The organism is Acinetobacter amyesii, from assembly GCF_023499985.1.
GTDB classification, from domain to species: domain Bacteria; phylum Pseudomonadota; class Gammaproteobacteria; order Pseudomonadales; family Moraxellaceae; genus Acinetobacter; species Acinetobacter amyesii.
Genome location: NZ_JAMCOU010000021.1, coordinates 28,548 through 47,726 on the forward strand (window position 1 = coordinate 28,548; position 19,179 = coordinate 47,726).

The following is a 19,179-nucleotide window of genomic DNA, read 5'->3' on the forward strand; positions in this document are numbered from 1 at the left end:
ACTATGTAAAGTAAACATCCTAGGATTTGCTGTCAAAATGTGTTGCTACAGTGTAATGATTATTGTGTGAAATAAAACACATATTTGTTAATCAATAAATAATAAATTCATTTAGGAAATTGGTGTTAAAAATCAAATATTAATATATTGGATAAAAAATAAACGTTGAATTTTGCAGTTATAATTTTTGATTACGAAAAATAATAATTCCAGAAAAATATAAGGGCAATTTCTGCTATATTATGAGGCGTTTTTCACATGATTAAATCATAAATTATAAGGCTCTGGAATGTTGCAACTCTCGGAACTAAAAATAGCAGTTATTGGGTTGGGCTATGTAGGTTTACCTTTAGCTGTTGAATTTGGTAAAAAAAACCCAGTTATTGGTTTTGATATCCATCAAAAAAGAATCGATGAATTAAGAAGTGGTCAAGATCACACTTTAGAAGTTTCACCTGAAGAATTAAAAAAAGCAGAATATTTACAATTTTCAGCTGATTTGGATACTTTAAAAAGTTGTAACTTCTTTATTGTTACCGTTCCAACGCCAATTGATGAATTTAAGCAGCCGGATTTAACTCCATTGGTTAAAGCTTCAGAAAGCATTGCAAAAGTGTTGAAAAAGGGTGATATCGTGGTGTACGAATCAACGGTATATCCAGGTGCAACTGAAGAAGTCTGTATTCCTGTTTTAGAGAAAAACTCAGGCTTAATATTCAATCAAGATTTCTTTGCAGGCTATAGCCCTGAGCGTATTAACCCGGGCGATAAACTACACCGCGTCACCAATATTTTAAAAATCACCTCAGGTTCAACACCTGAAGTCGCTGATTATGTTGATCAAGTCTATAACCTGATTATTGAAGCAGGCACGCATAAAGCAGCCAGCATTAAGGTTGCAGAAGCAGCGAAGGTGATTGAAAACACCCAGCGTGATGTGAATATTGCCTTAATTAATGAATTGGCATTGATTTTCAATAAAATGGGCATTGATACTGAAGCGGTATTACAAGCAGCAGGTACCAAATGGAACTTCCTTCCATTCCGTCCGGGTTTAGTTGGTGGTCACTGTATCGGTGTTGACCCGTACTACTTGACTCATAAGGCGCAAGCAATTGGCTATAACCCTGAAATTATTTTAGCGGGCCGCCGCTTAAATGATGGTATGGGTGCTTATGTGGTTACTCAGCTGGTTAAAGCCATGCTGAAAAAACGCATTCAAGTAGAAGAGGCCAAAGTCTTAATTTTAGGCTTAAGTTTTAAAGAAAATTGCCCTGATATCCGTAATACCCGCATCATTGATATTGTGAAAGAACTGCAGGAATATCATGTCAATGTTGATGTATATGACCCTTGGGTAGATGCCGCTGAAGCTGAACATGAATATGGAATTCGGCCTGTACAAGCACCTGCACAAGGTGAATATGATGCTGTGATTTTGGCAGTCGCGCATGAACAATTTAAAGACATGGGTGTAGAGACGATCCGTGCGTTGGGTAAAGAAGATCATGTGCTCTATGACTTGAAGTACGTGTTATCTCAAGCTGAATCTGATCTACGTTTGTAAGGAGCATACCATCATGAATCAATATCAACAGGTATGTGAAAACCTAAAAACAGCGCCTAAAACATGGCTTGTAACTGGTGTGGCTGGTTTTATTGGCTCAAACCTTTTAGAGACTTTACTTAAGCTCAACCAAACTGTGGTGGGTTTGGATAACTTTGCCACGGGTCATCAGCATAACCTTGATGAAGTGCAAAGCTTGGTCACTGCGGAGCAATGGGCGAAATTCAGATTCATTGAAGGTGATATTCGCAAATTTGAAGACTGCCAAAAAGCCTGTGTAGGTGTGGATTATGTGCTGCATGAAGCTGCTTTAGGCTCTGTACCACGTTCGATTGCTGATCCAATTACCACCAATGACACCAATATTAGCGGTTTTTTGAATATGTTGACTGCTGCACGCGATGCTCATGTGTCTAGTTTTACGTATGCAGCCAGTAGTTCGACGTATGGTGATCATCCTGGGTTGCCAAAAGTTGAGGAAAACATTGGTAATCCATTGTCGCCTTATGCTGTGACCAAATATGTTAATGAGCTGTATGCTGAAGTATTTGCACGGACTTATGGTTTTAAAACCATTGGCCTGCGTTACTTCAATGTTTTCGGCAAGCGTCAAGATCCGAATGGTGCCTATGCAGCAGTTATTCCAAAATGGACAGCCTCGATGATCGCTGGTGAGGATGTGTACATTAACGGTGACGGTGAAACAAGCCGTGATTTCTGCTTTATTGATAATACTGTCCAAGCCAATATCTTGGCAGCGACTGCATCAGATGAAGCCAAAAATCAAGTGTATAACGTGGCTGTGGGTGATCGTACTACCTTAAATGATTTGTATCGTGCCATTCAGGTGGCGCTTGCAACTAATGATGTCAACTTTGAGCGTGACCCTATATACCGTGAGTTCCGAGCAGGTGATGTACGTCATTCACAAGCCAGTATTGCAAAAATTGAACATGGTTTAGGTTATCTACCGCAGTTTAAAATTGCCGAAGGCATACAATTATCCATGCGTTGGTACGTCAATAATTTAAAATGATTTTAACCAGATGATTGCGAAATTGTTCGCAAAATATCAGTCAATTGGACTGATTACGTTGAGTTTACTGGCAGGTGCGATAATTACTTTTATCGCCCTTCCTGTTTTAACACGCCTCTATTCGGTTGCCGACTTTGGTGCATACGGAGTTGCCTTGGCGATAGTCAGTGTATTATCAACCATTGCTAATTTACGTTTGGATCAAGCGATTTTAGTGGCAGATGACTCGGATAAAAAAAGCCTGATTTTTGAGGGTGCAGTTTTTTCAACGGCTATTGCAATCATCAGTGGTATTGTCATTAGTTTGATTCTAAATGTTGAAATGGCATTTGCTGTAGCTTCAGGTGTACTTGCTAACACTTTACTTCAAAGTATTTATAATTATAAATTCGCAGCACATAAAGAATACTTTTGTGCAGGCTTAAATATTTTTAGGAGCGCGATTGTTGTAGTGGTGCAGTTAAGTTTACCGCTATTTATACATATTAGTTTGGTTAATAGCTATAATATTAGTTCAATCCTAATGATTGTGGCAATGCTGATCTACATATTGAAATATCAGCTCTATCAGGTCAGTTGGCAGGCATTTAAAAATTATCAAGATTTTATTTATTCCAATACGCCACATGCATTACTGAATAGTTTTTCACATAATTTGCCGTACTATGTGGTGTCGCATTTTGTGGGTGTGCAGGCAATAGGTTTCTATGCCATTGTTGAACGAACACTACGTGTGCCTATCAATTTGATTTCACAAACTTTACGTCAATATTTTATTCGTAAATTTAAAGATACAAAATCCAATCAAGCTGCACTGAAAAGTAGCGTCTTATTGAGTTTTGTGTCACTGCCATTATTTGCAATTTTCTTTATCTTGCCAGAACCACTTTATTTATGGGTTTTTGGATCAGAATGGGTTGGCATTTCGACTTATTTCCAAATATTAGCTTTGGGATATTGGGCTGTGTTTTGTAACCCACCAATTTCAGCCTATTTAATCGCAAAGCGAAATAGCCAAGTTTTATTTAAACTACAAATCGTAGAATTGCTCATTAAATTTGCGTTATTCGTTGGGCTATATCTGTGCTTGGATAATAAAATTTATATGTTATTAGCAGTGCCGATAGCGCTGATTTTTTATAACTTTGCCATTTTAATGGTTGTGTGGAGAATAAAAAACTGATGTTTTTTAAATTGTTAAAACTGATGAATTGGATAACTGCACAATGTCGAAAGCAATTTTATAATATAGCTTTTCGCACTAAATTTCGCTACTTTGGAAAAAATTGTAGTATTGAAATAAGTGGTCAGGTCAAGATCGGAAAGAATGTTTATATTGGTGATCATGTCAATTTAATTGTTGAGTCAAATGCAGTTTTAGAGATAGGCGATAATAGTTTTATTGGTGAAAACAGTTACATCAAGTGTTTTGGTGGGAAAATTAAAATTGGCAAAGATGTTAGTATTAATTCAAAATCTTTTCTAAATGGGTGTGGTGGTTTAAAAATTGATGATAATACTCGAATAGGTACTCAATCTATAATTATTGCGAGTAATCATAAATTTGATGATCCAAATGTTTTAATTAAAGATGCAATTACCAAGTTGGGTGTCGTAATTGGTGAAAATGTTTGGTTAGGTGCTAGGGTTACGGTTCTTGATGGCGTAAATATAGTGGATGATACAATAATCGGTGCTTGTTCTTTGGTATCTAAAAATATTGATCAAAAAGGAATTTATGTTGGTGTTCCTGTTAAGAAAATTAAATAATTCGGGGCTTACTTTAAAATGAAAATTAATAAAAATGCTTTTCTTTGCATGGGTTTTTTTATTATTTATTCAACTTGGTCTTTCTATTTATATGGAACAGGTTTAGTTGGTGATTTTCTAGTAACACCTTATGATGAATTGCGTTTTTTGGAAGCGACAAACCGGATAATAATGGATTTCAAGGCATATGGCTTGATATATGTTTTTGAAAACTATTATAACTATTCTCAAAGTGTACATTTTGGGCATTACTTTGTGCTTGCATTTATCAGGTTTCTTTCTAATGACTCAATGTTTTTTTGGTCTATGTATCACAATTTTATTTTTTGTATTGGTGTATACTTTTTTTCAAAATATTTGAGCTTGGAATATAAGTTTATAAGCATAAAAAGTATTAAATTTGCTTCTGTTTTAGTTTTTTTATACCCTGTTTTTTATTATCTTAACTTTTCTCTAATGAGAGATATTTCAATATTCTCCCTACTATCAATTGTTCTATATTTATATAAAAAAAATAACTACTATTTATTATTATTATTTTTACTAATCTTGTCTGTGTATCGTGTGAATGTAGTTTTGTGTATGCTTTTATATATTTTGATTGATCAATTGAAAGGAAAAAATATTCTTTCTATTTTTAAATATATTTTTGCATCCTTTGCAATCATTGTTTTTTTTGATTATATTGCTTTTGGAATAATATTTAGAAATTTAGGTAGAATTAATTTTTCTAATTTTTCTAATTTTATTAATGAAACTTTGGTTTTATTTTTTTCTCCTTTACCATTTTCAATTGACCCTATGTTGCCTGCTTATTTAATATTTTGGTTTAAGGTGTCTTTCTTTGTCTGTATATTTGCAATGTGTATAAATATTTTTGTCTTAATAAGAAGTAAATTTACACTTTTTGTTCCAGTAGTTCCTATGATTTTTTTTATACTATTATATGTTTTTATATATAGTACAGAGGTTGGAGTCGGATTTAGGCAAGCATCTATTGTGCTTCCATTTATATATATTCCAATATTGTTTTATATTTTTCATTTAATAAAATATAAAACACTGAGTATAAGGGATTAATTTTATATGCTAACTTTTTTATTTGATTTAATATATTTTATATTTAAAGGGAGTATTGCTTTTGCAAGATACAAAGGAGTAAAACTTGGGGAGAATTGTAGAATTTATATTAAAAACTGGGGCTCTGAACCTTTTTTAATTTCCATTGGTGATCATGTTACTGTAACTTCAGGCGTGAAATTTATCACCCATGATGGCAGCACCTGTTTGGTGAAAGATTCGCAAGGCAAACGCTATCAACGGTTTGCCCCGATTCAAGTTGGTTCTCATGTATTTATTGGTGTAAATACAATTGTCATGCCTGGAGTGAGCATTGGTTCCAATGTGGTCATTGGTGCAGGTTCTGTGGTCACAAAAGATATTCCAGACAATAGTGTGGCTATTGGAGTGCCAGCCAAAGTGGTTTCAAGTTTTACAGACTATCAATCCAAAATTCAAAGCACCTGTGCTAGTGATAGTGAGCTCGCAGGTATCACAGATTACTGTGAGCGGGTTGAACGTGCGATAAAGATTCAAGCTTCAAAAACTCTGCATTAGTATTCTCCCATTTTAAATTTTAGGTCTGATTATGTTGAATAAAGTCATATTCTTTTTGCCAAGTTTGGGCGGTGGCGGTGCAGAACGTACAGTCATTCAACTCGCCAATAGCTTTGCCGAGCAGGGCTTAAATATTCATTTAGGCGTGTGTGATGTTACTGGTGAAAAATCCAAACTTTTACTTGAAGTCAGCCCGAAAATTGAATTGGTGAATTTTAATTGCGGTCGAGTGATGAATAGCATCACACCGTTAAAAATGAAGCTGAAAGCTGAACAGTATGATTGTTTGGTGGCAACACAAACCCATACCAATATTGTTGCAGGTATTGCTAAAAAATTGGCAGGTGTTAAAACAGCATTAATTTTCCGTGAAGTGTCGACACCATCTAAAAATTTGAAATTGCAAGGTGTTAGTAAATTTATTTTAAAAACGTTGGTGAATTGGACTTATCCCATGGCACAGCAAGTGGTCTGTGTCTCCAAAGGGGTTGAAGCAGATTTTCGTGAATACTACAGCTATAAAAAAAATAATCTGAGCACCATTTATAACCCTGTGCTAGATGATGCCTATTTTGAAAAACTGAAAGTGCCCGTCACGCATCGCTTTTTTAATAATGACAATAAAGTGATTTTAGCGGTAGGTCGCCTGACTGAAGCGAAAAACTTTGGCTTTCTGATCCATTCTTTTAAAGCCTTATATGATCAGCATTCTGAAACCCGTCTAATTATTTTAGGTGAGGGTGAACTGCGTGCTGAATTTGAAGCTTTGGTATCGGACTTAGGCTTAAAAGATGTCGTAGATTTACCGGGCTTTGATTCAAACCCGTATGCCTATTTTAAATATGCGTCTCTATTTGTTTTAAGCTCAAATTGGGAAGGTTTACCGGGTGTACTGATTCAGGCACTTGCTTCTAAGGTGAAGGTGGTCAGTACAGATTGCCCAAGTGGTCCTATGGAAATTTTAGACCATGCTAAATTTGGCTTATTGGTCGAATGCAATGACCAGGCAGGTTTGACGCAAGCCATGCAACAGGCAATTTTTGCCGATTATGTACATTATTCAGAAGCTGATTTTGAAGCGCATATTCAGCAATTCCACAAAGCAACGGTATTAAAGCAGTACTTAAACATGATGGAGTCTGCAACATGAGCAAACCGTTGATGGTACATGTAATCACCAACTTTGCAGGGGTCGGCGGTGCAGAGATGATGCTGGCACGCCTGATTCAATGTACTGAAGATCAGTATCAGCATGTGATCATCAGTTTGATGAAAACATCGAGCATCTATCAAAGCACGCTCGATCGTTGTCAGTCACATTATGCCTTAGGCTGGAATGGCATCAATACCTTGAGTACCATTCAAAAATTACGTAAATTGCTGAAACAGTTACAACCGCAAACCGTGCAATGCTGGATGTACCATGCCAATGCCTTAACCAGTTTGAGCGGCATTGGCTTAGCTAAAAAACCGAAAATCGTGTGGGGCATTCATCACTCGCTTGCTTCACCGAAAGATGAATCGATCAGTACCAAGATTGCTTTAGGTTTAAGTAAAATTTTATCAAAACAACCGAACAGCGTGATTTATTGTGCGCATTCTTCATTGCAACAGCACCAAGCGTTTGGCTTTCAAAACCCAAATAGCAAAGTGATCGCCAATGGGGTATTCCTCGATAAATTTCAGCCGAATCCTGAATTACATCAGCCAACTGTAATTGGTTTTGCAGGACGTTATCATACGGCAAAAGGTTATCCGTATTTATTTGAAACCATGGGTTTGCTGAAAGATCAAAATATCGTGTTTAAAATTGCCGGCAATGGGGCGAGTTTAGATAATGCGGAAGTAAAAGCTCTATTTGATCAGTATCAATTAGACGCTGAAAAAGTCCATTTACTGGATCAAATCTCAGATATGCCGGCTTTTTATCAATCCATTGATGCATTTCTCATGACTTCAATTACTGAAGGTTTTCCGAATGTCTTGGTAGAAGCAATGGCATCGGGTTTGCCCTGTATCAGCACCGATGTAGGTGATGCGCAATATATTGTGCAAGAGCTTGGCGAAATTGTACCGCCTCGTAATTCGGCTGCATTGGCGCAAGCAATTTTAAATTATGTACAGCAAAGCAATGATGAAAAATTGCAGTTGAAACAAGCCGTGCGTGAGCGTGTAGAAGCACATTTCAGTATTGAGAAAGTGAGTCAACAATATATGCAAGTTTGGGAGCAAAGCCGTTGAAATTTCTAATGATCAGCAGTTTTCTGCCTTCTGTTTTAAATTTCCGCGGGAAACTGCTGGAAGCCATTCATGCACAAGGCTATGAAATTCATATTATGGCGCCTGAGTTCGCATTATTCCCTGAAGAACAGCAAAAGCTGCAAGCGCTTGGCTATCGGCTGCATGAAATTCCCATGCAGCGCACAGGCACTAATCCGCTGGCGGATTTAAAACTGTTAAAACATCTTTATCAGCAGATCCGTCAAATTCAGCCTGACTATGTGCTGTCCTATACCATTAAACCGGTCATTTATGGTACGTTGGCATCTTGGTTGGCGAAAGTGCCGCATCGTTTTGCTTTAATTACTGGTCTGGGTTATGCCTTTCAAAATATCGAATCGGGCAAGCGCAGCCTGTTTCAAAAACTAGTGCATGGCTTATATGCGCAAGCATTAAAACGTAGTGACAAAGTCTTTTTTCAAAATCCTGATGACCTCAAACTGTTCCAAGAGATGCATTTGCTTGATGCTGATAAACCCACTGTAGTCGTGAATGGTTCAGGTGTGAATTTACAAGACTTTGATGTCATTCCTTTACCGAAAGATGATGCTGGCGTGGTCAAAGCTTCATTCTTGCTGATCGCACGTTTGCTCGGTGATAAAGGTGTACGTGAATATGCCGAAGCTGCACGGATCATCAAAGCAAAATACCCATCAACAGAGTTTCATTTGGTGGGTTGGATTGATGATAATCCTTCGGCTATTACCCAAACAGAACTTGATGAATGGATAGCCGATGGTCGCCTCAAATATTGGGGTAAACTGAGAGATGTGCGACCAGCAATTGCTGCCAGTTCGGTATATGTGCTGCCATCCTATCGTGAAGGTACGCCGCGTACAGTTTTAGAAGCCATGGCAATGGGCCGTGCTGTGATTACCACCGATGCGCCGGGCTGCCGTGAAACCGTTACCAATGGTGTAAATGGTTATTTGGTTGCGGTGAAATCAGTTGATGAGCTGGTGCAAAGCATGCAGTACTTTATTGAAGACTTGAGCCTGATTGAGTATATGGGACAGCGTTCGCGGGAAATTGCGCTGAATAAATATGATGTGCATCAAGTGAATAAGCATATGCTGGCTGAAATGGGTATCCATTAAAGGCGATTCACCCAATTTAAGAGGCGATCCAGATGACCTTAAAATATATAAAAAGTGATTTATACCGTTATACCGGTCAAGTCAGTTTAAAAACATTTTTGAAAACTTATTTTTTCAATCGTGGTTTTAATTTTTCATTTTGGCTGCGTTTAGCCAGCGCTCAAAGCGCGTGGGCAAAACTGGCTTATCCTATTTATTATTATAAAAAAAAGCAGTACGGAATTGATATTCATACCAGCACTAAAATTGGTTATGGTCTCTATATCGGTCATGGCGGGCCGTTGGTCGTCAATCCGACAACTGTGATTGGCAATAATGTGAATTTATCGCAATTTACCACCATTGGTGCCAATAGTGGGCGTAAAGCAGCGGAAATTGGTGACAATGTTTATATTGGACCAAATGTTTGCATCATTGAACATGTCAAAATTGGTAGCAATGCCACCATAGGTGCTGGCAGCGTGGTCACTAAAGATATTCCTGAAAATGCCACTGCAGCAGGTAACTATGCCAAACTACTAAGTTTTAATAATCCAGGAAGTTTAGTTAATAAAAGGTGGGAATGTGAGTAATTTTAAAGTTAAGAAGCAAGTTTGCTTTATTTAGAATATGGTAATTCTTATGTTAAAACGCTTACTCGATATTATTATAGCCTCTATTGCACTTATTCTCCTCTCCCCCTTATATGCATACGTTGCATATAAAGTGAAAAAAAATCTAGGTTCGCCGGTGTTGTTTCGTCAAGTTCGTCCAGGGCTCAATGGTAAGCCATTTGAAATGATTAAATTCCGTACCATGAAAGATGCAGTAGACGAACAAGGTAATCCGTTGCCAGACAGTGAGCGCTTGACCTCATTTGGTAAAATGCTGCGTTCAACGAGCTTGGATGAAATGCCAGAGCTTTGGAATGTCATAAAAGGTGATATGAGTGTGGTTGGCCCACGTCCATTACTTATGGAATATTTGCCTTTATATAATGAAGAACAAGCAAAGCGCCATAATGTGCGTCCAGGTATGACGGGTCATGCACAAGTGAATGGACGTAATGCCATTAGCTGGGAAGAAAAATTCAAATTAGACACATGGTATGTCGAAAACCAGTCAACCGTATTGGACTTTAAAATCATGTTGAAAACTGTGCAAAAGGTCATTGCTAAAGATGACATTAGTGCAGAAGGTGAGGCAACCATGACTCGCTTTACAGGATCGAAACATAAGGATGAAAAATAATGTCGAATAAATTGATTGGTGTTTACGGTGCAAGCGGCTTTGGTAAAGAGGTTATGCCTCTAGTACGTGCGCAATTTACTGAATTAAATAAAGAACATTTTGTATTTATTGATGACGGTCAAGCAAATACAGATTTAAACGGATATAAAGTACTAAGCTACACTGATTTTATCAATGATTCTAAAACCGATAAACATGTGACAATTGCAATCGCAAATAGCCTAGTACGTGAAAAATTGGTGGCTCGTTTAAATCAGGACAATGTTCAACATTTAGAAATTCAAGCGGCGAATACGGTTATTCTAGATGAAGTGGAAATAGGTGAAGGCAATCTACTGTGTCCTTTTACATGTATTACTTCAAATATTAAAATTGGTAAATTCTTCCATGCCAACATTTATAGCTATGTTGCGCATGATTGCGTTATTGGTGACTATGTTACTTTTGCCCCAGGTGTAAAATGTAATGGCAATATTCACATTGAAGATCATGCCTATATTGGTACTGGTGCGGTGATCAAACAAGGTACCCCAGATAAACCATTAGTGATTGGTAAAGGTGCTGTGGTTGGTATGGGCGCAGTCGTGACCAAAAGTGTTCCCGCAGGTGTTACTGTTGTAGGTAATCCAGCCCGAATTTTAGAGAAGAAATAAAGATTTTTAAAAAATCAATTTAGGAAATAGATATGTTAAATACTGCATTTGAACCGTGGCCAAGCTTTACGCAAGAAGAGGCAGATGCTGTATCCAAAGTATTACTGTCAAATAAAGTAAACTATTGGACGGGTCAAGAATGCCGTGAATTTGAAAAAGAATTTGCCGCTTTTGCAGAAACTCAATATGCCGTCGCTTTGGCAAACGGTACGGTGGCACTAGATGTCGCATTAAAAGCTTTGGGTATTGGGGCAGGAGATGACGTGATTGTGACTTCACGTACGTTCTTAGCATCTGCAAGCTCTATTGTGACCGCTGGTGCAAACCCTATATTTGCAGATGTAGAGTTAGATTCGCAAAATATATCTGCACGTACAATCGAAGCTGTTTTAACACCAAATACTAAAGCAATTATCTGTGTACATTTGGCGGGTTGGATGTGTGATATGGATCCAATCATGCAGCTAGCGCACGATAAAGGCATTTATGTTATTGAAGACTGTGCACAGGCACACGGCGCAAAATACAAAGGGAAATCTGCGGGTTCTATTGGTCATATTGGTGCATGGTCTTTCTGTCAGGATAAGATCATGACCACTGGCGGTGAAGGCGGCATGGTTACCACTAATGACGAAGCCTTATGGAAAAAAATGTGGTCATACAAAGACCATGGTAAAAACTTTGACAGCATTTATAACAAGCAGCACCCGCCAGGTTTCCGCTGGTTACATGATTCGTTTGGCACCAACTGGCGCATGATGGAAATGCAAGCAGTCATTGGGCGTATTCAGTTGAAAAAAATGGCTGAATGGACCAAGGTCCGTAATGAAAACATGCAGAAAATCTATGCAGCCTTTGCTGAAACACCATATATAACTGTCTCACAGCCAAGTGAGGAATATGTACATGCAGCATATAAATGTTATGTTCAAGTGAATCCAGAGCATTTACCTGAAGGTTGGTCACGTGATCGCATTATGAATGAAATCACGGCACAAGGTGTCCCATGCTTTAGTGGTTCATGCTCTGAGGTTTATTTAGAACATGCTTTTGATGGAACGCCTTGGCGCCCTGAACAGCGTTTACCAAATGCACAAAAACTTGGAGAAACTAGTCTGATGTTTATTGTGCATCCAACCTTAAGTGAAAGTAGTTTAAGTACAACAATTCACGCAATTCAAAGTGTACTTTCAAAAATTTAATTCATTTTCTGTGTGGCGAGTCTCAATAATTGAACTCGCTTACATTTTTACATTTGTTTAAAAATGCTAGATCGACTAAAAACATTTTTAGTTCAATTATATAAATAGCATAGAGAAGACTAATCCTGTGAAATCAGTCATTATGCCCTTGGTGAATTCTCCTCGATACGCCAAACAATTATTTTTAGTAATTTTAGATTTTTTAGCGTTTCCAGTTCTCATCTGGTTTTGTTATGCGTTACGTGAATTTAATTTAGGGGCTGAAGTTGTTCCTAATATCGCATACGGCTCACTTTGGGTAAGTACTCTTGCTGTAGCTATGTCACTCATTTGTGGACTTTATCATTTTATTGTTCGTACATTTAACGAAGTTTTTTTTACTCGTTTAGCAATTGCTACAGGATTAACAATCTTAGGTTTATATGCTTTAGCGTATTGTAGTCATGCATTTATACCCACTTCAATTCCATTGATGTTTGGTTTTTTAATGTTTGCTTGGGTGTGGTTTAGTCGTAGCGCAATTCGTTTTATCGTGAGAGCGAGTTTACAAACGAATATGCCCAAAAGAAAAATTGTGATTTATGGTGCAGGTTACGCAGGTCAACAAATTGCGGCGATGCTAAATCGTTCTGATGAGCATTTTCCATTATTTTTTATCGATGATGATGAGTCACTTACAGGGCAAATTATTGGTGGATTAAAAGTTTATAGTGCTGATCAAGGGCTTAAACATCTTAATAATGAAAAAATAGATGAGATATTAATTGCGCTTCCTTCAGTTGGACGTACTCGTAAAAGTGAAATTGTTCAATTTTTAGAACCTGCTCATATCAAAATTACTGAAATTCCTGGCTTAACTAAGCTTGTAGATGGTGATATCCAAATTTCAGATATTCGTGAAGTCGATATTATTGATTTATTAGGTCGCGATCCAGTACCACCAATTCCTGAGCTGCTCGCTAAAAATATTCATAATAAAGTGGTCATGGTGACTGGAGCAGGAGGCTCAATTGGGTCGGAGTTGTGTCGGCAAATTATTAAAAACCACCCGCAAAAATTAGTAATATTTGAACTCACTGAGTTTGCACTATATAGCATTGATAAAGAGCTACGTCTGAATTGTAATATTGAAATTATTCCAATTTTAGGAACAGTATTAGATGAAGCTAAACTTGAGCGAGTCATTGAACAATACCACGTGCAAACCGTTTATCATGCAGCAGCTTATAAACATGTCCCCTTAGTTGAATGTAATCCTTTAGCAGGATTAAAAAATAACTCTGTGGGTACAGCTTTTAGTGTAAATGCAGCGGTTAAAAAAGGCGTGGAAACCTTTGTATTGATTTCAACTGATAAAGCAGTCCGCCCAACCAATGTGATGGGTGCTTCGAAGCGAATGGCAGAGCTATATTGCCAAGCAATGGCTGAGGCGCAAAATCAAACACAAATTAGTATTGTGCGTTTTGGTAATGTTCTAGGTTCTTCAGGTTCGGTCGTACCTTTATTTAAACAGCAAATTGCCAAAGGTGGCCCGATTACCGTTACACATCCTGATGTCACTCGTTACTTCATGACAATACCCGAAGCATCACAATTGGTTATTCAGGCTGGAGCTCTCGGCACAGGTGGTGATGTATTTTTGTTAGATATGGGAGATCCTGTTCGAATTCAGGATTTAGCACGTCAAATGATCGCTTTAAGCGGTTTAAAAGTTCGTGAAGAAGGAACGGATATCGGTGATATAGCAATTCATTATTCTGGATTACGGCCTGGTGAGAAATTGTATGAAGAGTTATTGATTGATCAGGAAGATACTCAAGTGACGGATCATAGTCGTATTCTTCGCTCATTTGAAAAGCATTATCCGCTTGAGGAATTACTGCCTATTTTTGAGCGAATTTATAACTTAACTGCAATTGAAGCCGATGTTAATTGGGCATTGGAGCAATTGGAGTTCTATGTTGATGGTTATATCCGTGGCAAAGAAATAAAAGTGAACTAATATCATTATTCTTTGAAAAATAAAACTGAATAAAAAGGGCGCTTAAGCGCCCTTTTTAATACCCTTAAATTATTCCACCGTCACAGACTTCGCCAAGTTACGTGGCTGATCGACATCTGTTCCACGCAGCACTGCAACATGATATGAGAGCAGTTGTACTGGAATGCTATACACAATTGGTGCCAAGATTTCATTCACACTTGGCACATAAACCACGTGTTGACGATCTTTCGCTTTGATCCCGCTATTTTCATCTGCAAAGACAAATAACTCACCACCACGTGCTTGCACTTCTTCCATGTTCGATTTGAGTTTGTCCAACATGTCATCTTGTGGAGCTAGAATCACCACAGGCATATCATTATCAACCAGTGCCAATGGACCATGTTTTAATTCACCAGCCGCATAGCCTTCTGCGTGGATATATGAAATCTCTTTAAGTTTCAAAGCACCTTCAAGAGCGATAGGGAACTCAGTTCCACGACCCAAGAATAGACAGTGATTTTTTTCAACAAATAATTCCGATAGACGTAGAATCTCAGCATTATTTTGTAAAGTATCTAAAATCACTTTCGGTGTATGCCAAAGCGCTGCAATAATTTCAGAAACACGGTCAGTTGAAATGCTTTGCTTAATTTGACCAATTTTCAATACCAATAGCATTAATGCCGCAAGCTGTGTGGTAAATGCTTTGGTCGAAGCAACACCAATTTCAGGGCCTGCGAGCGTCAACAAACTGTAGTTGGTTTCACGTACCATCGACGAGGTTGCCACGTTGCAAATGGTCATGGTGGTGATATTCAAGCTTTTCGCTGCTGCACGCTTTTGCGTATCACGCAGTGCAGCTAAAGTATCGGCTGTTTCACCTGATTGAGAAATACAAACATACAGTGTGTTATTCACAATCACAGGCGAGCGATAACGGAATTCACTGGCAATTTCGACTTGGCAAGGCACGTCAATCAGTTGTTCAAACCAATATTTGGCAATCATGCCGGCATGGTAGCTAGTACCACAAGCGATGATTTGCACTTGTTGAATTTGGCTGAAATCTTGAGCTGCATTGGCAAGGAAATCATCACGAAGCGCATTACCATTTAAGGCTTGAGAAATCGTTTGTTTAATCGCTTCAGGCTGCTCATAAATTTCTTTGAGCATATAGTGTTTATATTCACCTTTTGAAGCATTGCTGACAGTCGCATCAAGCTCTTTGATTGGACGATTCACTAATTTACCATCGACGAATACTTCAATAGTATTACGAGTTAAACGTGCAATATCACCTTCTTCAAGGTAGATAAAACGGTTGGTAATTGGTAAAAGTGCCAATTGATCCGAGCTAATAAAGTTCTCGCCAATACCGACACCAATCACGAGAGGTGAACCTTCACGCACCGTGATTAATTCATCAGGATGGTCGGTATGTACGATACCCAGTGCATAAGCACCTTTGAGTTGAGGCACCACACTTTTAACCGCTTCTAAAAGACTCGGGGTGCTTTGTAAAGCGTCATTGACTAAATGTGCAACAACTTCTGTATCGGTTTGTGATGTAAAGATATAACCAAGCGCTTCAAGATCATCTTTAAGCTCTTGATAGTTTTCAATAATACCGTTATGAACAACAGCCACATTGCCTGAAATATGCGGATGGGCATTATTTTCAGTCGGTTTACCATGGGTTGCCCAGCGCGTATGTGCAATACCGACCGAACCTGCGATATCTGCTTCTTCAACGGCTTGTTCAAGATTTGCAACTTTACCTACGCGACGTTCACGTAGAACATGGCCTTTATTAATCAGCGCTAAACCCGCAGAGTCATAGCCACGATATTCAAGACGCTTTAAGCCTTCAATTAAAATATTGGTAATACTACGTTCTGCAACGCCACCGACAATACCGCACATAATTTAATCCTCTTATTTCTTCAATTTTTGGGGACGTTGATAGTTTTCTTTGGCAAATTGCTTCGAACGTTCTACCGCAAGGCTATTGTCTGCCACGTCACGTGTAATGGTTGAGCCAGCACCCACTGTTGCACCATGACCAATAGTGACAGGAGCGACTAATGAGCTATTTGAGCCGATGAAGGCTGAGTCACCGATAATGGTTTTAAATTTGTTTGCGCCATCATAGTTGCAGGTAATGGTGCCTGCGCCAATGTTTGAACCTGCACCGACTTCTGCATCACCTAAATAGGTAAAGTGGTTGGCTTTTGAGCCTAACCCGACAGTGGTATTTTTAACTTCAACAAAGTTACCAATATGCACTTCATTGGCCAATTTTGCGCCAGGGCGTAATCGTGCAAATGGACCGATTTGAGCGTCTTCACCAACAATGGAACTGTCAAAAACACTATACGGTTGAACTTTAGTACCTGCCGCAATCTTGGTGTTTTTAATGATACAGCCTGCACCAATTTCAACGTTATCACCGAGTTCAACATCACCTTCAATAATCACATTAATATCGATACGGACATCTTGACCAACAGTCAAAGTGCCACGTAAGTCGAAACGTGCAGGATCAATCAGGTGAACGCCTTGTTGCATCAGTTGTTTAGCTTGGAATGCTTGAAATTCACGTTCAAGGGCAGCCAATTGTACGCGGTCATTGACACCTTCCACTTCGAACGCACGTTCAGGTTCAACAGATGCCACTTCGAGACCGTCAGCAATTGCCATGGCAACGATATCGGTCAGGTAATATTCACCTTGCGCATTGTTGTTACTTAATTGGGGCAACCATTCGTGCAATTTAGCATTACTTACGGCATAAATACCGGTATTAAATTCTTTGATTTTACGTTGTTCTTCAGAGGCATCTTTGTGTTCAACAATGGCTTGAATTTTGCCATTTTCACGTACAATACGACCATAACCTGTCGCATCATTAACCGTTAGGGTTACTAAGCCAATACCTGTTTGAGCAGATGCATCTAATAGTTTTTGTAATGTTGCTTCAGTGATGCAAGGCACATCACCCGAGAGAATCAAAGAAATCCCGGTTTTTGCTAAGACAGGCAGAGTCACTTTGACTGCATGGCCTGTACCCAATTGTTCTGCTTGTTCAACCCATTTGACATTTTCATGTGCAAACGCGTTTTGAACCAATTCACCGCCATGCCCATAGATGGTAATTATTTCTTCTGCATTTAGTTTTTTCGCAGTGTTGATGACATGGCCGAGTAGAGGTTGTCCTGCGAGTGGTTGTAATACTTTGGGTAAACGAGAACGCATACGTGTCCCTTTACCTGCAGCAAGAATAATAACGCTAGTAGACATGTTTAATCCTAGGTGTTTCTATTACATAGACAAAATATAAAAATAAATACAGATGCAAAGCGCGGCCCAAAGACCTGCAATAATGTCGTCGAACATGATGCCAAAGCCACCACCGACTTGACGGTCAATGACACGAATAGGCCACGGTTTCCAGACATCAAATAAACGGAATAAAGCAAAACCAATCAATGCCCAAGTCCAGTTCATTTGCCCAAGATATAAAATTGGGAGGAAGGTAATGGACTGACCGGCAAATTCATCCCATACGATGCGGCCATCATCATGCACGCCCATGACTTTGGCGGTTTGACCGCAAATATAGATCCCAATAATCGACATGATGATCATGACTATAATGGAGTTGAAAAAGCCGATTGCAAGCCAACCTGGAATAAACAACAAAGCAAAAGCAGAGCCAAAGGTGCCCGGTGCTTTAGGTGCAAGACCCGAGCCAAATCCCACGCCACAAAAGGCGATGACTCGGTTAAACCAAGACATGGATTTAAAGTTAATGGCTGGCTTATGCAAAATGCTGGTATCCCTTAAATTTTATGACTTGGTCCACACCGTGGTTGTTATAACGGATTCCCAAATTTGGGGTGATTTGACCGATTTTACTAATGTTTACATCTAATTTTAGTTGCAGAAGTTTTTGATAATTCTGCGGGCTTATTGTAAAGCATAACTCATAGTCATCACCACCCGCGAGGGCGTATTGCCACTGCTTTTCTTGTTGTAATTGTTTTACATGGTCGTCGATAGGAAGTTGATCTAACTCGATTTCTGCACCCACTTTAGAGGCATGCAAAATATGTCCTAAGTCCTGAGCCAAGCCGTCAGAGACATCGATCATGCTATGAGCTAAGCCTTTGAGCTGTTGACCAAGTTGGCAACGTGGTGTTGGATAATCTAAACGCTTTTGCAGTGGGTGTCCTAAATGCTGTAATCCATACGCAGCATCGCCAACTTGACCGCTGACACAAATGAAATCACCAACTTGAGCGCCTGATCGGGTTACTGCTTTGCCTATATCGACCCAGCCTAATGCTGTGACTGAAATCGTCAGATGAGGACTTTGTGTGGTATCACCACCAATTAAACTCACACCAAATTGATCGCAACAATCATATAAACCATGACTAAAGCCTTTGAGCCATTCATGATCAATTTGGGGTAGGCTTAATGCCAGTAAAATACTATGCGGTTTGGCGCCCATTGCAGCAATGTCAGAAAGGTTGACGGCTACAGATTTCCAGCCAATAGCATGTGGGTTGGTGTCGAGAGGAAAATGACGTCCAGCAACGAGAGTATCGGTACAGATGACCAATTGTTGCTGTGGAGGAGGGGTGAGCAAGGCTGAGTCATCACCGACTCCTAAATCGACAGCACTACTGCTGTGACGATTAAAATAGGTATCAATGATAGAGAACTCAGCCATAC

The 19,179-nt window shown here is 38.9% G+C and carries 18 protein-coding genes; 14 read left to right on the forward strand and 4 right to left on the reverse strand.

Annotated features, from left to right (window positions below):
• Positions 1-289: 289 nt before the first annotated feature.
• The 14 genes from tviB to M5F03_RS04780 all read left to right on the forward strand — a co-directional run bounded on the left by tviB (position 290) and on the right by M5F03_RS04780 (position 14,454).
• Positions 290-1,567, forward strand: a complete 1,278-nt coding sequence (tviB, locus tag M5F03_RS04715; protein ID WP_249707013.1) for a Vi polysaccharide biosynthesis UDP-N-acetylglucosamine C-6 dehydrogenase TviB — start codon at positions 290-292, stop codon at positions 1,565-1,567.
• Positions 1,568-1,580: 13 nt separating this feature from the next.
• Positions 1,581-2,603, forward strand: a complete 1,023-nt coding sequence (locus M5F03_RS04720; protein ID WP_249707019.1) for an NAD-dependent epimerase/dehydratase family protein — start codon at positions 1,581-1,583, stop codon at positions 2,601-2,603.
• A 10-nt stretch (positions 2,604-2,613) separates the two neighbouring features.
• On the forward strand, positions 2,614-3,786 hold the full coding sequence (locus tag M5F03_RS04725) for an oligosaccharide flippase family protein (protein ID WP_249707021.1): 1,173 nt from the start codon (positions 2,614-2,616) through the stop codon (positions 3,784-3,786).
• 23 nt (positions 3,787-3,809) lie between these two features.
• A complete protein-coding gene (locus M5F03_RS04730; RefSeq protein WP_249707025.1) occupies positions 3,810-4,373 on the forward strand; it encodes an acyltransferase in 564 nt (187 codons plus the stop codon).
• 18 nt (positions 4,374-4,391) lie between these two features.
• Entirely contained in the window at positions 4,392-5,453 is a 1,062-nt protein-coding gene (locus M5F03_RS04735; RefSeq protein ID WP_249707028.1) for a hypothetical protein, read from the forward strand.
• A 6-nt stretch (positions 5,454-5,459) separates the two neighbouring features.
• Positions 5,460-5,990 (forward strand): acyltransferase, encoded by a 531-nt coding sequence (locus M5F03_RS04740; RefSeq protein WP_249707031.1) that lies wholly within the window; start codon positions 5,460-5,462, stop codon positions 5,988-5,990.
• A gap of 31 nt (positions 5,991-6,021) precedes the next feature.
• Positions 6,022-7,140: a glycosyltransferase gene (locus M5F03_RS04745; protein WP_249707034.1), complete on the forward strand. Its 1,119-nt coding sequence runs from the start codon at positions 6,022-6,024 to the stop codon at positions 7,138-7,140.
• Positions 7,137-8,231 carry a glycosyltransferase gene (locus tag M5F03_RS04750; RefSeq protein WP_249707036.1) on the forward strand — a complete coding sequence of 365 codons (1,095 nt, stop codon included), beginning with the start codon at positions 7,137-7,139 and terminating at the stop codon, positions 8,229-8,231. The genes M5F03_RS04745 and M5F03_RS04750 overlap by 4 nt, the downstream gene beginning before the upstream one ends.
• Complete coding sequence (locus M5F03_RS04755) at positions 8,228-9,367, forward strand: glycosyltransferase family 4 protein (protein ID WP_249707039.1); 1,140 nt, start codon at positions 8,228-8,230, stop codon at positions 9,365-9,367. Before M5F03_RS04750 ends, M5F03_RS04755 begins: the two co-directional genes overlap by 4 nt.
• A gap of 32 nt (positions 9,368-9,399) precedes the next feature.
• On the forward strand, positions 9,400-9,939 hold the full coding sequence (locus M5F03_RS04760; protein WP_249707053.1) for a serine O-acetyltransferase: 540 nt from the start codon (positions 9,400-9,402) through the stop codon (positions 9,937-9,939).
• Positions 9,940-9,988: 49 nt separating this feature from the next.
• Positions 9,989-10,597 (forward strand): sugar transferase, encoded by a 609-nt coding sequence (locus M5F03_RS04765; protein WP_283773853.1) that lies wholly within the window; start codon positions 9,989-9,991, stop codon positions 10,595-10,597.
• Positions 10,597-11,250 carry an acetyltransferase gene (locus M5F03_RS04770; protein WP_249707066.1) on the forward strand — a complete coding sequence of 218 codons (654 nt, stop codon included), beginning with the start codon at positions 10,597-10,599 and terminating at the stop codon, positions 11,248-11,250. Before M5F03_RS04765 ends, M5F03_RS04770 begins: the two co-directional genes overlap by 1 nt.
• A gap of 32 nt (positions 11,251-11,282) precedes the next feature.
• Complete coding sequence (locus tag M5F03_RS04775) at positions 11,283-12,452, forward strand: DegT/DnrJ/EryC1/StrS family aminotransferase (protein ID WP_078194080.1); 1,170 nt, start codon at positions 11,283-11,285, stop codon at positions 12,450-12,452.
• A gap of 127 nt (positions 12,453-12,579) precedes the next feature.
• On the forward strand, positions 12,580-14,454 hold the full coding sequence (locus M5F03_RS04780) for a polysaccharide biosynthesis protein (RefSeq protein WP_249707068.1): 1,875 nt from the start codon (positions 12,580-12,582) through the stop codon (positions 14,452-14,454).
• Positions 14,455-14,523: 69 nt separating this feature from the next.
• On the opposite strand, the gene glmS is transcribed toward M5F03_RS04780, so the two are convergent.
• The 4 genes from glmS to thiL are packed head-to-tail and all read right to left on the reverse strand — an operon-like array spanning position 14,524 to position 19,177.
• The gene (gene glmS, locus M5F03_RS04785) at positions 14,524-16,362 is read right to left on the reverse strand and encodes a glutamine--fructose-6-phosphate transaminase (isomerizing) (protein WP_249707070.1); all 1,839 of its coding nucleotides are present in this window, start codon (positions 16,360-16,362) and stop codon (positions 14,524-14,526) included.
• A 12-nt stretch (positions 16,363-16,374) separates the two neighbouring features.
• Positions 16,375-17,739 (reverse strand): bifunctional UDP-N-acetylglucosamine diphosphorylase/glucosamine-1-phosphate N-acetyltransferase GlmU, encoded by a 1,365-nt coding sequence (gene glmU / locus M5F03_RS04790; protein ID WP_249707072.1) that lies wholly within the window; start codon positions 17,737-17,739, stop codon positions 16,375-16,377.
• A 21-nt stretch (positions 17,740-17,760) separates the two neighbouring features.
• A complete protein-coding gene (locus M5F03_RS04795; protein ID WP_249707241.1) occupies positions 17,761-18,237 on the reverse strand; it encodes a phosphatidylglycerophosphatase A family protein in 477 nt (158 codons plus the stop codon).
• A 22-nt stretch (positions 18,238-18,259) separates the two neighbouring features.
• Positions 18,260-19,177: a thiamine-phosphate kinase gene (gene thiL, locus M5F03_RS04800; RefSeq protein ID WP_249707075.1), complete on the reverse strand. Its 918-nt coding sequence runs from the start codon at positions 19,175-19,177 to the stop codon at positions 18,260-18,262.
• Positions 19,178-19,179: the final 2 nt, after the last annotated feature.

Coding starts and splice junctions, on each gene's coding strand:
- M5F03_RS04770 (WP_249707066.1), top strand. CDS start 10,597: ATGTCGAATAAATTGATTGGTGTTTACGGTGCAAGCGGCTTTGGTAAA.
- M5F03_RS04725 (WP_249707021.1), top strand. CDS start 2,614: ATGATTGCGAAATTGTTCGCAAAATATCAGTCAATTGGACTGATTACG.
- M5F03_RS04740 (WP_249707031.1), top strand. CDS start 5,460: ATGCTAACTTTTTTATTTGATTTAATATATTTTATATTTAAAGGGAGT.
- M5F03_RS04745 (WP_249707034.1), top strand. CDS start 6,022: ATGTTGAATAAAGTCATATTCTTTTTGCCAAGTTTGGGCGGTGGCGGT.
- M5F03_RS04730 (WP_249707025.1), top strand. CDS start 3,810: ATGAATTGGATAACTGCACAATGTCGAAAGCAATTTTATAATATAGCT.
- M5F03_RS04720 (WP_249707019.1), top strand. CDS start 1,581: ATGAATCAATATCAACAGGTATGTGAAAACCTAAAAACAGCGCCTAAA.
- M5F03_RS04735 (WP_249707028.1), top strand. CDS start 4,392: ATGAAAATTAATAAAAATGCTTTTCTTTGCATGGGTTTTTTTATTATT.
- M5F03_RS04765 (WP_283773853.1), top strand. CDS start 9,989: ATGTTAAAACGCTTACTCGATATTATTATAGCCTCTATTGCACTTATT.
- glmU (WP_249707072.1), bottom strand. CDS start 17,739: ATGTCTACTAGCGTTATTATTCTTGCTGCAGGTAAAGGGACACGTATG.
- M5F03_RS04750 (WP_249707036.1), top strand. CDS start 7,137: ATGAGCAAACCGTTGATGGTACATGTAATCACCAACTTTGCAGGGGTC.
- glmS (WP_249707070.1), bottom strand. CDS start 16,362: ATGTGCGGTATTGTCGGTGGCGTTGCAGAACGTAGTATTACCAATATT.
- tviB (WP_249707013.1), top strand. CDS start 290: ATGTTGCAACTCTCGGAACTAAAAATAGCAGTTATTGGGTTGGGCTAT.
- M5F03_RS04795 (WP_249707241.1), bottom strand. CDS start 18,237: ATGTCTTGGTTTAACCGAGTCATCGCCTTTTGTGGCGTGGGATTTGGC.
- M5F03_RS04775 (WP_078194080.1), top strand. CDS start 11,283: ATGTTAAATACTGCATTTGAACCGTGGCCAAGCTTTACGCAAGAAGAG.
- thiL (WP_249707075.1), bottom strand. CDS start 19,177: ATGGCTGAGTTCTCTATCATTGATACCTATTTTAATCGTCACAGCAGT.
- M5F03_RS04760 (WP_249707053.1), top strand. CDS start 9,400: ATGACCTTAAAATATATAAAAAGTGATTTATACCGTTATACCGGTCAA.